1 protein-coding gene is annotated in these 634 nt (G+C 52.1%); it reads left to right on the top strand.

What is annotated here, in order from left to right; translation table 11 throughout:
• Positions 1 to 76: 76 nt before the first annotated feature.
• Positions 77 to 565: a phenazine biosynthesis protein PhzB gene (phzB, locus tag HMPREF2914_RS14200; RefSeq protein ID WP_003123955.1), complete on the top strand. Its 489-nt coding sequence runs from the start codon at positions 77 to 79 to the stop codon at positions 563 to 565.
• Positions 566 to 634: the final 69 nt, after the last annotated feature.

The following is a 634-nucleotide window of genomic DNA, read 5'->3' as shown; positions in this document are numbered from 1 at the left end:
TGGGAATAGCCGTTCCGCAAATAAAACGTGACGGTATTCCCACTTGAATGACATCTACCGCCAAGGAGCATTGACGATGCCTGACACGACAAATCCAATCGGTTTCACCGATGCCAACGAACTTCGCGAAAAGAATCGCGCCACCGTCGAGAAGTACATGAATACCAAAGGCCAGGATCGCCTGCGCCGCCATGAACTTTTCGTCGAGGACGGCTGTGGCGGTTTATGGACCACCGATACCGGCTCGCCCATCGTCATTCGTGGCAAAGACAAACTTGCGGAACATGCCGTCTGGTCATTGAAGTGCTTTCCCGATTGGGAGTGGTACAACATAAATATATTCGGAACCGACGACCCCAATCATTTCTGGGTCGAATGCGACGGTCACGGCAAGATTCTTTTCCCCGGATATCCCGAAGGTTATTACGAAAACCACTTCCTGCATTCCTTCGAACTTGAAGACGGCAAGATCAAGCGCAACCGCGAATTCATGAACGTCTTCCAACAATTGCGCGCCTTGAGCATTCCGGTCCCGGAAATAAAACGCGAAGGCATTCCCACTTGATCGAAACGATATCTCCTGCCGAAGGGGGACCCACCATGGACGATCTATTGCAACGCGTACGGCGCTGCG

The sequence above is a fragment of the Pseudomonas sp. HMSC067G02 genome (genome assembly GCF_001813485.1).
Taxonomy (GTDB): domain Bacteria; phylum Pseudomonadota; class Gammaproteobacteria; order Pseudomonadales; family Pseudomonadaceae; genus Pseudomonas; species Pseudomonas aeruginosa.
The sequence above is the reverse complement of the archived record's forward strand: the minus strand, read 5'-3'. Positions and strand labels throughout refer to the sequence as shown.